The sequence below is a fragment of the Thermus sp. KWY1 genome (genome assembly GCF_057547025.1).
In genome coordinates this window covers 1-13,047 of the sequence record NZ_BAAJPG010000031.1, presented here as the reverse complement: position 1 = coordinate 13,047, position 13,047 = coordinate 1, and the positions used below count along the sequence as shown (strand labels likewise).

12 protein-coding genes are annotated in these 13,047 nt (G+C 63.9%); 9 read left to right on the top strand and 3 right to left on the bottom strand.

Going from position 1 to position 13,047, the window contains the following annotated elements; genetic code table 11:
- Positions 1-69: 69 nt before the first annotated feature.
- Together AC27GT_RS09170 and AC27GT_RS09165 are read left to right on the top strand one after the other, a co-directional pair.
- Complete coding sequence (locus tag AC27GT_RS09170) at positions 70-402, top strand: DUF7718 family protein (RefSeq protein WP_487224010.1); 333 nt, start codon at positions 70-72, stop codon at positions 400-402.
- A gap of 25 nt (positions 403-427) precedes the next feature.
- Positions 428-700 (top strand): DUF5647 family protein, encoded by a 273-nt coding sequence (locus tag AC27GT_RS09165; RefSeq protein WP_246584361.1) that lies wholly within the window; start codon positions 428-430, stop codon positions 698-700.
- 121 nt (positions 701-821) lie between these two features.
- On the opposite strand, the gene AC27GT_RS09160 is transcribed toward AC27GT_RS09165, so the two are convergent.
- Positions 822-3,284, bottom strand: a complete 2,463-nt coding sequence (locus AC27GT_RS09160; protein WP_487224009.1) for a BamA/OMP85 family outer membrane protein — start codon at positions 3,282-3,284, stop codon at positions 822-824.
- A 45-nt stretch (positions 3,285-3,329) separates the two neighbouring features.
- Between AC27GT_RS09160 and AC27GT_RS09155 the strand changes: the two genes are divergently transcribed.
- Genes AC27GT_RS09155 through AC27GT_RS09145 form a run of 3 tightly spaced genes read left to right on the top strand, consistent with a single transcriptional unit; the run spans position 3,330 to position 5,256 of the window.
- The gene (locus AC27GT_RS09155; RefSeq protein ID WP_487224008.1) at positions 3,330-4,157 is read left to right on the top strand and encodes a purine-nucleoside phosphorylase; all 828 of its coding nucleotides are present in this window, start codon (positions 3,330-3,332) and stop codon (positions 4,155-4,157) included.
- Positions 4,158-4,160: 3 nt separating this feature from the next.
- Positions 4,161-4,796, top strand: coding sequence for a YggS family pyridoxal phosphate-dependent enzyme (locus AC27GT_RS09150; RefSeq protein WP_487224007.1), 636 nt, complete (start codon positions 4,161-4,163; stop codon positions 4,794-4,796).
- A gap of 7 nt (positions 4,797-4,803) precedes the next feature.
- Positions 4,804-5,256, top strand: a complete 453-nt coding sequence (locus tag AC27GT_RS09145) for a DivIVA domain-containing protein (protein ID WP_487224006.1) — start codon at positions 4,804-4,806, stop codon at positions 5,254-5,256.
- On the opposite strand, the gene AC27GT_RS09140 is transcribed toward AC27GT_RS09145, so the two are convergent.
- Complete coding sequence (locus AC27GT_RS09140) at positions 5,198-5,734, bottom strand: YdcF family protein (RefSeq protein WP_487224063.1); 537 nt, start codon at positions 5,732-5,734, stop codon at positions 5,198-5,200. The genes AC27GT_RS09145 and AC27GT_RS09140 overlap by 59 nt on opposite strands.
- An 88-nt stretch (positions 5,735-5,822) precedes the next feature.
- Here AC27GT_RS09140 and hflX point away from each other — a divergent pair, with 88 nt between their 5' ends.
- The gene (hflX, locus tag AC27GT_RS09135) at positions 5,823-7,481 is read left to right on the top strand and encodes a GTPase HflX (RefSeq protein WP_487224005.1); all 1,659 of its coding nucleotides are present in this window, start codon (positions 5,823-5,825) and stop codon (positions 7,479-7,481) included.
- Here hflX and AC27GT_RS09130 read toward each other — a convergent pair.
- On the bottom strand, positions 7,469-7,735 hold the full coding sequence (locus AC27GT_RS09130; protein ID WP_126187117.1) for an acylphosphatase: 267 nt from the start codon (positions 7,733-7,735) through the stop codon (positions 7,469-7,471). The two genes, hflX and AC27GT_RS09130, sit on opposite strands and share 13 nt — an antisense overlap.
- Before the next feature lie 64 nt (positions 7,736-7,799).
- Here AC27GT_RS09130 and AC27GT_RS09125 point away from each other — a divergent pair.
- From AC27GT_RS09125 to AC27GT_RS09115, 3 genes are all read left to right on the top strand, one after another.
- Positions 7,800-8,872 (top strand): IS630-like element ISTth6 family transposase gene (locus AC27GT_RS09125; protein ID WP_487224004.1). Its coding sequence is split into 2 segments (ribosomal slippage): positions 7,800-8,289 and positions 8,289-8,872, totalling 1,074 coding nucleotides; the frame shifts between segments, so codons are not numbered across the junction.
- Between the two features lie 119 nt (positions 8,873-8,991).
- A complete protein-coding gene (locus AC27GT_RS09120) occupies positions 8,992-10,170 on the top strand; it encodes an RNA-guided endonuclease InsQ/TnpB family protein (RefSeq protein ID WP_093008496.1) in 1,179 nt (392 codons plus the stop codon).
- 190 nt (positions 10,171-10,360) lie between these two features.
- On the top strand, positions 10,361-12,097 hold the full coding sequence (locus AC27GT_RS09115) for a hypothetical protein (protein ID WP_464908460.1): 1,737 nt from the start codon (positions 10,361-10,363) through the stop codon (positions 12,095-12,097).
- The last annotated feature ends 950 nt before the right edge of the window (positions 12,098-13,047 follow it).

Below are 13,047 nucleotides of genomic sequence, written 5' to 3'. Positions count from 1 at the left end.
ATGCCTAAAGGCATCAAGGACAGTTTACGGTAGACTGGCGAAAGAGGGGTTATTCAGCTCCGAGAGGCTATGGGAAGCCAGCAGAGGGAGTTCCCCTTCGCTTTGGACCGGCGATTGCGGCTAACCCTCCGGGTGGAGCGGGGTGAGCTTGTGGCTTGGGCTGTCCAGTTGGAGTGGTTTGATGCGGAGGAGGGTCGCTGGGTTTGGGTGGCTCGTTATGACACGGCCGGGGGAAGACCTCATCGCGACCGGAACCGTTTAGCACGGCATGAAACCGTGTCTCTTCCCAAGGACCCGGGGAGGGCGCTGAAGGTGGCGCAAGGCGAGCTTTTGGTTAGGTCGGAGGAGTATATTGAAGCGTATAGGTTGGCCAAGGCTCAGGGAAAGGAGGCTTGGCCTTAGGGGGCACAGGGAAGGGGATGCGGCCATGGAAGAGAAAGAGGCACGGCTTCGCATGCAGGAACTCTACGGGAGGGTCCACGGGGTTCTCCTGGACCTAGAGTTGGCGGGCCGTCTCCCTGAGTCCTATCGCTTGGTGATCCTGCCCCTGGACGAACCCGGGGTGGCCGCTTATGCCCTGGCTGTGGCCCAGGCGCCCAATCCCGAAAACCTGCCCTTGGTACACGCTCTTTTCTGGAAGGGGGAGCTGCAAACGCTTTTGCTTCCGGGTGGGGAAGCCATTAGACCCCAGGTGGCTTAGGAACTGAACACCCAAAGGCGCCGCACGCCGGAGCGGTGGGGCGCCTGGGCAAGGGCTTTTTGGCCAGAGCTCCAGGCTTTCTAGACGTCCCCACCCTGGCCACGCCAGGGTGGGGAGGTGGCTAAAACATGGGCCCGATGCGGAAGTGAAGCCTTCCCGTTGGGCTTTCCGGGCTGAAGGCGTAGTCCAGGCGCAGGGAGGGGAGAAGGGCCCCGAAGAGGTCCAGGTCCAGCTGGAAGCCCAGGCCCGCCCCCCACTTCACCCCGCCGGTGTTGTCGGCAAGCCCCAGGTCAGTGAAGAGGATCCCGTAAAGATTCGTGCCCCCTTGGGGGGAGAGGTTGAAGTTGTAGCGGTACTCCACGCTGGCCGTGGCGAAGGAAAGCCCCCCGTACTTGCGGTCCTCGTAGCCCCTGAGGAGGAAGGCCTCGGAGCCACCCCCGGAGAGGAAGAAGCGCTCGCTTTCCGGGGGGAAGCCCAAGAGGGTGCCGGCGGAGAGGCGGAAGGCCAGGGCCTGTCGTTTTTCCTGGTCCAGGCCGTAGTAGGTCTTGCCCGTGGCCACCAGGGGCACGAAGAAGCTCCGCCCCCCCGTGTCGGGGAAGGAAAGACCGAGCCCGGTGCTGAGGCCCGCCTCGTACCCCTGGGTGCGGAAGCGGGGGTTGTCCACGTCCGTGTAGGTGACGCCAGTGTCCAGCCGCAGGGTCCAGCCCGGGGTGGGGAGGAGGCTTTGCGCCAGGGCGGGGTTCTTGTACCCGGTATTGTCGCAGTACTTGGGGTCGCTGGAGCCAGCGGCGGGGTCGCAGGGAGCGTTGGGGTCAAAGACCTCGAGGGCATACGCCGACCGCCTGGCGGAAAGCCCCAGGGAGAGGCGCAGGTTTTCCAGCTCCTGGGAAAAGGGACGGGAGAGGGAGAACCCCGCGCCGGTGCGCCTTTCCGTGTACTCCCAGCCGGTGTCCGTGCTGCCGTCCAGGAGCTTGTTGTTGCCGATGGGGGTGGAAAAGAGGCTGAAGGAAAGGCTGGTGCGCACTTCCTTGAGGTCCCAGTAGTCCAGGTAGAGCCAGGGGATGGCGTAGCTGATCGAGAGGGAAAGGTTGTCCTTGGCGTCGTTTTGCACAAAGGCCAGGTCCACCCCCACCTGGTGGGCCAGGCCGAAGAGGTTGGTTTCCTTGAAGGACACGCTTCCCGACCACCCCTCCAGGGAGCTCCAGCCCAGGGCGGGCTGGAAGAGCCCGGTGCGGGCCTCCTTCAGGGAGAGGACCACCACCACCTGGTCCTCCTTCTCCCCGGGGGCCAGGCGCACCCCGGGGGGCTCGGACAGAAGCCCCGTGGCCATGAGGCGGGCGATGCCCTGGCGCAGGGCGGGGACGCTGAAGAGACTCCCTGGCTTGGGAAGTTCCCTCAGGATCACCTCCTCCTGGGTGCGGTGGTCCCCCTGCCACTCCAGGCGGTAGCCCCCGATCTTGAGCTCCAGCACTTGCAGGCGGAAAACGCCTTCCTGGAAGCCAAAGCGCACGTCGGCCACCTCGTAGCCCTTTTCCTGGTAGTGGCTGGCGAGGCGCCGGGCGTCCTCCTGGGCCAGGGCGGGGGTGTAAACCTCCCCCGGCTTCAGGCGGAGGAGGGCCAGGAGGGTTTCCGTGGGGAAGGCGGTGTTGCCGCTGATCTCCACCCGCTCGATCACCCCGCCTTCCGGGCCTAGCTGAAGCTCCAGCGCCACCCCTTCCCCCTCGGGGGTGAGGTTGAAGTTCACCACCCGGGAAAGCTTTTTGGAAAGCGCCTGTACCCCTTCCAGAAGGAGGTCGTAGCGCAGGTAGTCCCCCGGCTTCAGGGGGAAGCCCGTGAGGTCCAGGCCACCTCCTTGGATGCGCACCACCTTAAGCTCCCGCACCGCCACGGTGAGGATGCCCCCCTCGAGGCGGCTTCCCTGGGGATCGGGGCCGCTAAAGCGGTAGCCCGCTTTTTCGTAGCGGGCGGCGAGGGCCCTTAAGGCCTCCTGGTATTTGGCGAAGTCAAAGGGGCCCTTGAGGGGCTCCAGGGCCTTTAGGAGTTCGGCCTCGGGTAGAAGGCTCGCCCCCGTTAGGCGGACCTCCTTCACCTCCGGGCTTTCCTCCACCCGGAAGGTGAGGGCCATCTTGCCCGCCTGCTCCTTGGCCTCCACCTCCACCTTGGGGGAGAAGGGGAAGCCATTCTGCCGGTAGGCCTCGGCCAGGGCCTTGGCGGCCTCCCCGGCCCGGATGGGGTTATAGGTGGCCTCCGGGCCGATGGCGAAGTTCTGCTCCAGAAAGCGCAGGAGGGCCTCCTGGGGGAAGGCCTTGCCCTCCACCCTCACCTGGCCGATGGGGGGGTAGGGGGTGAGGCGGACCCGCAGGACATCCCCTTCCAGCCGGACCTCCACCTGCTGGAAGTAGCCGGTGGCCAGGATGGCCTTCCGGGCCTCCTCGAGGTCCCCTGGCTCATCCCCTACCCCGAAGGGCAAGGCCGCCCGGGCCAGGGCCTGGAGGACGGGATCGCCTCCCTCCACCGCCACCTCGCGGATGGGGGCCGCCAGGGCCAGAAGGCCCAGGAACACCAGGGCAAAAAGCCGCTTCATGGCCGAAAGCTTACCAGAGGCGGGTGAAGGGGGCGTGAGAGTAGAATGTTCGCCATGGAAGTCTACGACAAGATCCAGGAGGCCGTGGCCTACATCCGCTCCAAGACCGGGTTTGTGCCGGAGGTGGGGATCGTCCTGGGCTCGGGGCTTGGCCCCCTGGCGGAGGAGGTGGCCAAGGAGGCGGAGATCCCCTACGGGGAGATCCCCCACTTTCCCCTTTCCACCGCCCCGGGGCATGCGGGGAGGTTGATCCTGGGGGAGCTTGAGGGCAAGCGGGTTCTGGTCTACCAGGGCCGGGTCCACTACTACGAGGGCTACAGCGCCGAGGAGGTGGTCTTCCCCGTGCGGGTGGGGTATTTCCTGGGGGCCAGAACCTTCATCCTCACCTCGGCGGCGGGAGGGTTAAACCCCAGGTTCCAGGCCGGGGGGATCATGCTCCACCTGGACTACATCAACTTCGCCGGGACCAACCCGCTTAGGGGGAAAAACGACGAGCGCCTGGGCCCCCGCTTCCCCGTGATGTTCGAGGCCTATGACCCGGGTCTCATCGAGCTGGCCCGCAAGGTGGCCAGGCGGCAGGACCTGCACCTCTTTGAGGGGGTCTACGCCTGGTTCATGGGGCCCAGCTTCGCCAGCCGGGCCGAGCTGAAGGTGCTCAGGGACCTCGGGGCCGATGCCATCGGGATGTCCACGGTTCCCGAGGTCATCGCCTTAAGGCACCTGGGGGCCAGGGTCCTGGGCCTTTCCACCATCACGGACATGGCGGTGCCGGAAAGGGAGCACCACGCCACGGAGGAGGAGGTCCTGGCGGTGGCGGCCAGGACCGGGCCCATCTTCCGCCGCTTCGTGCGGGGCATCCTGGCCGAGCTTTAGGCCATGGGGCTTCCCGAGGTCCTCGAGGCCATGGAGGCCGCCTGCCGCCGCGCGGGGCGGGATCCCAGGGGGGTGCGCCTGGTGGCGGTGACCAAGGGGAGGAGCGTGGAGGAGATCAGGGAGAAGGTCCTCCGCTACGGCTCCTTCCCCCTGGGGGAAAGCCGGGTGCAGGAGGCCTTGAAGAAGATGGAGCTTCTGGAGGCGGAGTGGCACCTCATCGGCCCCTTGCAACGCAACAAGGCCAAGTTCGCCCCCCGGTTTGCCCTCATCCACTCCCTGGACTCCCTGCGCCTGGCGGAGGCCCTGGACCGGGTGGGGGAGAAGGAGGGGGTAAGGCTTAAGGTCCTGGTGGAGGTGAACCTGGGCCGGGAGCCCCAGAAGCACGGGTTTTGGGAGGAGGAGCTGCCCGAGGCCGTGGCCCGGGTGCGGGAGATGGCGCACCTGGAGGTCCTGGGCTTCATGACCGTGCCCCCGATGGGCCCTGAGGCCGTGGTCCGCCCCATCTTCCGGAGGCTTTCGGAGCTCGCCGACCGCTATGGCCTTCCCGAGCGCTCCATGGGCATGTCCGACGATTTCCCCATCGCCATCGAGGAGGGGGCCACCCTGGTGCGGGTGGGCCGGGCGCTTTTTGTAGACTGAGGTGCACATGGACCTAACTCCCTTGGACGTGCGCTACCAGGAGTTCCCCACGGGGCTTCGCGGCTACCAGAAGGAGGCGGTGAGGAGCTATTTGGCCCGGGTGGCCGAGGTCATGGAGGGCCTCATCCAGGAGAACGAGGGGCTCAAGGAGAGGCTCAGGGCGCTGGAGGAGGAGGTGGCCCGCCTGAAGGAGGCGGAAGGGGAGCTGAAGCGGGCGGTGGTGGCGGCGGAGCGCATCGCCCGCGAGCTCAAGGCCCAGGCGGAACGGGAGGCGGAGCTGATCAAAAAGGAGGCCCTGGCGGCCAAGGACCAGGTGCTCAAGGAGGCGGCGGAGGAGCTTAAGCGCTTGAGGGGGGAGGTGGAGCGGGTTAAGCAGGAGAAAACCCTTTTCGTGGCGCAACTCAAGGCCCTTTTGCAGGGGTACCTGGACTCCTTGAGGCATCTGGAGGGGGGTTCCTGAGGCCGTGCCCTCCGGGGAGGGGTTTCAGGCCCAGGTAGAGCCAAAGGCGGTAAAGGGTTTCCTTCAGCCAGTACCCCAGGGGGTAGGGTCCCTCCACCGGGTGGCCCTCCGCCTTTAAGCCCAGAAGCCGGGCCAGGAAAAGGGCCCGGGGCAGGTGGGGGGCATCGGTGACCAAGAGGATGCGCCCGGAAAGATGGGGCTTGAGGAAGAGGAGGTTCTCGTAGGTGGTCTGGCTTTGGGTTTCGCAAAGGAGGGCTTCCCGGGGTATACCTTTGCTCCTAAGGTAGCGGCAGCCCACCTCCCCCTCGCTGTAACGGTCCCCGGGGAGCCTGCCACCCGCCACCGCCACCCTGGGGGCGAGGCCCCTTTGGTACAGGGCCAAGGCCGCCTCGAGGCGCCTTTCCAGGGCGGGGGAGGGCCTGCCCCCGTACTGGGCCGCCCCCAGGACCACGATCCAGCCGTAGCCCGGCTGGGCCATGACTGGGGCCAGGAGGAGGGCCACGAGAAGCCCGCGCACCTTTTTCAATCTAGGGCCAGGGGCGGTTTTTTGGTATACTGAAGGAGCATTGGAGAAGATCTTCGGCAAGACCGAGGGGCTCAAGAAGAGCGAGCTAAAGAGGCTTTCCAACCTGTACCGCAGGCGGATTCCCCCGGAGAGGGTCCTGACCCCCGAGCTGGCCCAGGCCCTGGCCGGGCTCTCCCAGGAGATCGGGAGGCCTGTGAGCCTGCTCTTGGACCGGGAGGGCCGGGTGGTGCGGGTGGGGGTGGGGGATGCCAAGGACCTGCCCATCCCCGAGGGGGCCAGGGGGGAGAGGAGGCTATCGGGCTTCCGGCTCCTCCACACCCACCTGGCCAAAGGAGGGCTTTCCCGCCCCGACCTCTCGGTGCTTTTCCTGAACCGGCTGGACAGTTTGGCGGCCTTGGAGGTGGAGGACGGGAGGCCCACCACCCTGCACCTGGCCTTCCTCTCCCCGCCCAAGGCCCTGGAGGAGGACTGGCGCATCCTTCCCCCCAAGCCTTATTTCCAGTACCTGGATTTTGACCACAAGGCGGAGGTGGAGGCCCTGGAGGAGGAGCTGGCCCGCCAGGCCCGGGTGCGGGAGCTGGTGGATGGAAGCGGGGAGCGGGCCATCCTGGTGGGGGTGGACCGGGGGGAAGGCCCCGAGGCGGAGGCCTACCTGTCGGAGCTCGCCGAGCTCACCCGCACCGCTGGCGGGGTGCCTGTGAAAAAGGTACTGGTCTTCCGCCCTCACCTGGACCCCCGGTACCTGGTGGGGCTGGGCAAGCTGGAGGAGCTCAAGAGCCTGGCCTACCACGAAAACGCCTCCACCCTCATCTTCGGCCTGGAGCTCACCCCCGCCCAGGCCCGGGAGATCGAGAAGGCCACGGGCCTCAAGGTCCTGGACCGGACCCAGCTCATCCTGGACATCTTCGCCCTGCACGCCAAAACCCCCGAGGCCCAGACCCAGGTGGAGCTGGCCCAGCTGAGGTACCTTCTCCCCCGCCTGGTGGGGAAGGGAAAGGAGCTGAGCCGTCTGGGAGGTGGGATCGGCACCCGGGGGCCCGGGGAAACCAAGCTGGAGGTGGACAGGAGAAGGCTTCAGGAGAGGATCGCCCACCTAAGCCATAAGCTCCAGGAGTTCACCCGGCGCCGGGAGGAGGCGAGGCGGCAGAGGAAGCGCCGGGGTGTGCCCCTCATCGCCGTGGTGGGCTACACCAACGCCGGCAAGACCACCCTCCTCCAGGCCCTGGCCCGGGGCGGGGAGCCAGGGGAGGACAAGCTCTTCGCCACCCTAAGGCCCCTCACCCGCCGGGGCTTCCTGCCGGGGGTGGGGGAGGTGCTCTTCACGGACACCGTGGGCTTCATCCGCCAGATGCCCAAGGAGCTCCTCACCGCCTTCCGGGCCACCCTCGAGGAGGTGCGGGAGGCCGATCTTCTCATCCACGTCCTGGATGCCTCGGAGGAAGGGGCCATGGGGCGGTACCGGGTGGTGGAGGAGCTTCTGGCGGAGCTGGGGGTGGAAGCCCCCCGGGTCCTGGCCCTCTCCAAGGTGGACCGGGCGGCTCCTTACGACCTCTTCTATTTGCGGGAGAAGCTGGGCGGGGTGCCGGTTTCCGCCTTGAAGGGTACGGGGGTTTCAGAGCTCAGGGAGGCCCTGGCGGAGGCCCTCCTTAAGGTGGGGGTTCGGCCCCAGCCGTGGGCCCAGGCTCCTCAGTACACGTAAAACCCCTTTAGGCCGGTTTCCTCGGCCCACTGGACCTCCACCTCCTCCACCCGGCTCAGGCGGGGGCCCTGCTTGAGATGGTGGAGGAAGGTGAGGAGGTCTTCCTCAGGGCCTTCCGCCACCACCTCCACCCGGCCGTCGGGGAGGTTCTCCGCATAGCCGGAAAGCCCTAGCTCCAGGGCCTTCTTCTGGGCGAAGGCCCGGTATCCTACCCCCTGTACCCTTCCCTTGACCAAGGCCACCAGACGCGGCATGGGGGCATTTTACAAAAAAGAGGAGGTGTGGGGGAGCTAAGTGCCAACCCCTTATCATCTCAACATGGCGGCCCCACTTCGGATCCAGCTGACCCCTGAGGAGGACCGGCTCCTCCTGGAGCTCTCCCTGGACCCAAGGACCCACAAGAAGACCCGCCTGTGGGCCATGATGGTCCGCCTGGCGGCCGAGGGCTGGACCGCCCCAAAGATTGCCCAGCACTTCCACAAGGACCGCACCACGGTCTACCTCGTCCTCCGGCGCTTCGTGAGGGAGGGTCTCCAGGGCCTCGCCTACCGCAAACCCCCGGGAGCTCCCAGGAAGTTCACCCCCGAGATGGCCGCCTTCGTGGAGGAAAGGCTGGCCGAGGATAGGGTCTGGACCGCCCCGCAGCTTGCGGCAGCCCTAGCCGAGCGCTTCGGGGTCCGCCTGGCCCCCAAGGTGGTGGCCCGGCACCTGAGGGCCATGGGGTACGTGTGGCGACGGACGCGGTACGTGCCTCCGGGAAAGCCCACGGAGGAAGAGGTGAAGGCTTTCGCGGAGGAGGAAGAGGAAGCAAAAAGGGGGCGGAGGAGGGGGTGATGGAGGTGGGGTACCTGGATGAGAGCGGGTTTTCCCTGACCCTTCCCCCTACCTACGCCTGGGGTCGGAGGGGGGAGGCCAAGGGGGTGCCCCGGGCCTGGGGTTCCCGGGGGCGGGTGAACGTGGTGGGGCACTTGGTGCGGGGACGGGAGGGGGAGCGGCTTTTCTTTGCCCTTTTGGAGGGGCCGGTGCGGTGGGGGGTGGTGCGGGGGTATCTGGACCGGGTGGCCGAAGGTTTGGCCAAGCCCCTGAAGGTGTTCATGGACAACGCGCCCTTCCACCGGTCCCGGGAGGTGGAGGGGAGGAAGGAGGCGTGGCGGGAACGGGGGCTTATGGTGGCCTACCTGCCGCGGTACAGCCCGCATCTGAACCCCATGGAGAGCGTCTGGCGGCGGGTGAAGGGGTTTTTGATGCCGAGGCGGCACTACGGGAGCGTGGAGGAGCTTAAGGAGGCGGTGGCGCAGGCCCTGAAAGCCCTGGGGGGTGTGGAGTTGAAAATCTTGGGGGAGGGCACTTATGTCAGCCCAAAGGGCTACCTTGTTTCCCCTGGTTTTTAAACCGGAGATACATGGACTCCCCCACGTGCTCCGAAGGGGCACATACCATAGTGGGCGGCGAATGTGCTAGCATACGCACGTGCCCGAAGAACGCACCACACGCCACTATCAGGACGACCATGCTTAAAGCCTTCAAATACCGCCTTTACCCCACCAAGCCCCAAACCCGGGACCTGGAGAAAACCCTGGACCTTTGCCGCCAACTGTACAACGCCGCCCTGCAAGAACGCAGGGGTGCCTACAAGAAGGCAGGAAAGACCGTAGGCTTCTACGAACAGAAGAGGTATCTACCCGAGATACGGGCCGAGCTGCCGGAGTACAGAGGCATTCATTCCCAGGTCTTGCAGAACGTCATCAAGATACGGGCTCTGCCCGTGACCGAGCGGGTGGATAAAGCCTTCCAGGGCTTCTTCCGCAGACTGAAGGAGAAAGGGAAAGCCGGATACCCTCGCTTCAAGGGAAAAGGACGCTACGACTCCTTCACCTTCCCCCAGGCCGGGGCTACCGGGGTCAAACTTCAAAAGGATGGAAAACGAGTTCTCATCTACGGCATCGGCTCGGTGAAGATAAAGCTACACCGCCCCCTGGAAGGCAAGGTAAAGACCGCTACCGTAAAGCGGGAGGGGGACCACCGGTACATCGTTTTCACCTGTGAGGTGGAGCCCAAGCCTCTTCCCCCAAACGAAAGGGCCGTAGGCATAGACCTGGGCACCAACCCCCACTTCCTCATCACCTCGGATGGCAAAACAGTGGAGGCCCCACGGTACTTCCAGAAGTCACAGGAGAAACTAGCCAACGCTCAAAGGGAGCTTTCCCGCAAGAAGATGGGCAGCTATCGGTACAGGCAGATCCAAACCCGGTTGGCCAGGCTGCACCGCAAGATTGCCAACCAGCGCAAGGACTTCCACCACAAACTTGCCAGGGGGTTGGTGAAGGAATATGGCACCATCGTCCACGAAGACCTGAACATACTTGGCCTGGCTCGTTCTCACATCGCCAAAGGGGTACTGGATGCCGGTTGGGCACAGTTTCTCCAAATCCTCGCCTACAAAGCGGAGGGTCAGCCCGGCAGGGCTAAGCTTGTGGCTGGTAGGCGGGTCATCGGGGTAGACCCCAAACATACAAGCCAGGATTGCCCGGTGTGCGGTCATCGGGAAAAGAGGCCGTTGTGGGTGCGGGAGTACACCTGTCCCCGGTGCGGTACCCACCTACACCGGGACATAGCGGCGGCACGGAACATCCTGGCAAAGGCTCGCACGGAGCCTGCGGGGACAGGGACGGCCCACGCCGTCCCATGAGAACCGCGGTCACGGGCGTAGCCCGTATCTTGTAGCCCTGCTCTTTAGAGCGGGGAGTCGTCACCTTCCTCCTGAGGAGGCCGCTCGGGTAGCGGATGATGCCGTGTACGGCCCCCTGCCCTTCTGAGGGAGAAAGGGGTTCCCAAACTACCTTGTGTTGGGTTAGAGTGAAATAGGGGTAAGTACAAACATGAAGTTCCTGGGTCGCTGGTGGCTGGTTGTAGGGTTCAGCGGACTTGTGGCGTCCTGTCAGTTGGGCGGGGTTCAACCCTCCAGTGCATCCCCTTCGGATGGGGACCCCATCCCTCCTGCTCTGGCTGAATCTCTTGCTGTGGGTCTGAAGGTTTCCACGAGCGGGCTTAGTCCACAGGCGGCAAAAGGGAAGAGCTACAGGATTGCCAGGGAAATGGTCTACGATATGTCTGGCAAGCCGCTACACCACTTGATTCTATTGGGGCCTGGGACTGGCGAGTTCTGGGCAACCCTGAGTGCACCGGACCCAGAGCATGCCCTCTTTGCGGTTGGGGCCACGGATAAGCGTAGCTTCTTCTCCTTCATCATCCCTGCCAGCAGTTTCAAGAGCATAGTGGAAACCCGGGACCGGGCAGGCTCCTTTAAGCGGTTCCTCAGCCCCACCCCCGGGGTTCTCTACCTGGAAGACCGCAGTGGGCGCATCTGGGATACCACCACGGCGACCGAGGTGGACCCGGCGGTTGTAGAGCAGTGGAGAAAGGCACAGCGGACCCTCATTGAGCAGAGGCAAAAGGACGGCATCCTGGACAAGATGAAAGAAGACTGGGCAAGGGTCCTTGCCGAAGCCAGCGGACAGGGCCTTAGCCCTCAGAGCACCGGAGTACCGACCCTAAGGGCGCTTACCTTGCCTGACGGCAGTCTGGATGTAGAGGGGTTTTTGACCCTCCTGGAAACCCAGATGGCTTCCAGGGGTATAAGCCCGCAGTATGTCAACGAGCGGGCTTGGTGTATGGGCTGGTTCTGTGCTGGCATGGGCTATGCCAGTGTGGTGAGGGGAAACCGCTACAACGGCGACATTGCCAACGACAGCCTTTACAACCCCAATGACCCGCAGGATTGCTCCACGCAAAACAAATGCGACATTGCTAATGGTCTTTTAGAGGGAGACCCGTTTGGGAATGAGCAGACAATAGCAGAATATCGTTATCTGCCGGACGGTACTTGGGGTGCTTGGGATTTTGGTCCTAGCGGGCTAATGCGCCTGGACTATGTCGGTTGCGGCCCCATGTCCATAGTTCGGCTCTTCAACTGGTACGCCTTCCACCGGGAACGGTTTGGAAGCGGCCCCAATGTGCATTTCGTAACCGTGAACGGAAGACCGCCAAGCTCTGAAAGGGAGCTCGCCCAAATCATGTTCGACCCGGTGCTCCTCGGGACACGGGATGGCATCAACTACTACCAGCCCAGGATTGCCCGCTACACGGACACCTGGCATTTCATGGGGCAGGGTATGACCCGGGATACCAATATGATTCCTGGGGCCAACACATGGATTAGTTACCACGCCAGCCCAGAAGGGAAAAACTGGGAGATGCGGGGTAGCCACAAGGCATTTGTGAACCTGGCTTATGCTGGGTCAGTACTCACTGTCGTAGGTATACCAATCTCCCTGATTGACTTCTCCCAACACACCTGGCGTGTGCGGGACATTGTGCGGGGTAAGATTGGACGGGACAACGAACCTGTTATTGCCCTCTATGCTACTGGTCGTGCTTTGGGGCTTGAGGGCCACTACGCCATGTCCCAGGCATACATTGTGCACGAGGGTTGGTTTTCCGCCAGTGTCCTCCTGTGGACAACAAAAGGTGCGGGGGACATACCACAAGGGCGGTATGTCAATGTAACCGATATGGGCTCTTTCTACAGCGGAGCATACGGCATGTACCGGAGGTGAAAGAGATGAGGTCCCTCAGAACAGTTGGGTTTTTTGGGCTTCTTGCGGGCCTCTCCCTCCTGCTTACCGCTTGCCCGGGGTTTGTTCCTGAGCGTATTCCGAGTTTGTTCGTGATGTACGAAGCCGGGGGTGTTTGTCAGGGGGTGATGGTGACGAATCACATGGGGGAGCAGTGGCGGATGTGGAGTTATGATCGAGGCAATGAGGAGTTCGTAACACTTCTCCCCCCAGGCCAAACCGTGCGCATCCCAGACCCCTTACCTTACCCCGAAATCACACGGTACAGCTTGAAAGGGCCTCAACTCCTTCCTCTGGGCCAGAAGGTACCCATAGACATAAGCTGGCACTGCTTGCCGGATAGACCTCCCGAGAGGTTTACGAGGGAGATTGAGAACGACCCCTCCAGGTACCTGTATGTCAGGGAAGACCCCAGGGCACCCAGCGGATTGCGCATCTACCTGGTCCTGGGAGAGCCACCCCGACAGTGAAGACCAATGCCGCCTACGGGCTTGTCAGCCTGCTGGCTAAAGTGTTCGGACAGCTTCACCCAGGGGGTCTGTCCACTCATCCCCCCAAAGGAGCAGGGCTTCATGTAAGGCTTCCTCGGGGGACATGTGGTTTTCCCCTTGGGGGAAGAAGAGGTCTAGAACAGGCTTTGTAAGGCGTATACCTCCTCCTAAGGCTAAATACGCGGAAGGCACTTCTGGGTACAGGGCGATTTTTCCTTTACCGGGACATAGCGGCCGGTCGTGTAAGGAATTATGTGTAGGGGTTTGTGTATAAAAGGGGGGTACCAGGATTAGGAAGGAGGTACCCCGTGGACCAGGATACCTTGCAGGTGATGCTAAGGGAAGCGGTGAGGCAGACGGTGACCGAGGTCTTGCAGATTCTCCTGGACGCCGACCGGGAAGCCTTCTTGCGCCAGCACGGGGGACGCAAGAACGGCTACT

Bases quoted from the DNA above. Each gene is read 5' to 3' on its own strand.
- AC27GT_RS09120 (WP_093008496.1), top strand. From the start codon at position 8,992: ATGCTTAAAGCCTTCAAATACCGCCTTTACCCCACCAAGCCCCAAACC.
- AC27GT_RS09140 (WP_487224063.1), bottom strand. From the start codon at position 5,734: ATGGCCCAGCCGGGCTACGGCTGGATCGTGGTCCTGGGGGCGGCCCAG.
- AC27GT_RS09115 (WP_464908460.1), top strand. From the start codon at position 10,361: ATGAAGTTCCTGGGTCGCTGGTGGCTGGTTGTAGGGTTCAGCGGACTT.
- AC27GT_RS09155 (WP_487224008.1), top strand. From the start codon at position 3,330: ATGTTCGCCATGGAAGTCTACGACAAGATCCAGGAGGCCGTGGCCTAC.
- AC27GT_RS09165 (WP_246584361.1), top strand. From the start codon at position 428: ATGGAAGAGAAAGAGGCACGGCTTCGCATGCAGGAACTCTACGGGAGG.
- AC27GT_RS09145 (WP_487224006.1), top strand. From the start codon at position 4,804: ATGGACCTAACTCCCTTGGACGTGCGCTACCAGGAGTTCCCCACGGGG.
- AC27GT_RS09160 (WP_487224009.1), bottom strand. From the start codon at position 3,284: ATGAAGCGGCTTTTTGCCCTGGTGTTCCTGGGCCTTCTGGCCCTGGCG.
- AC27GT_RS09150 (WP_487224007.1), top strand. From the start codon at position 4,161: ATGGGGCTTCCCGAGGTCCTCGAGGCCATGGAGGCCGCCTGCCGCCGC.
- AC27GT_RS09170 (WP_487224010.1), top strand. From the start codon at position 70: ATGGGAAGCCAGCAGAGGGAGTTCCCCTTCGCTTTGGACCGGCGATTG.
- AC27GT_RS09130 (WP_126187117.1), bottom strand. From the start codon at position 7,735: ATGCCGCGTCTGGTGGCCTTGGTCAAGGGAAGGGTACAGGGGGTAGGA.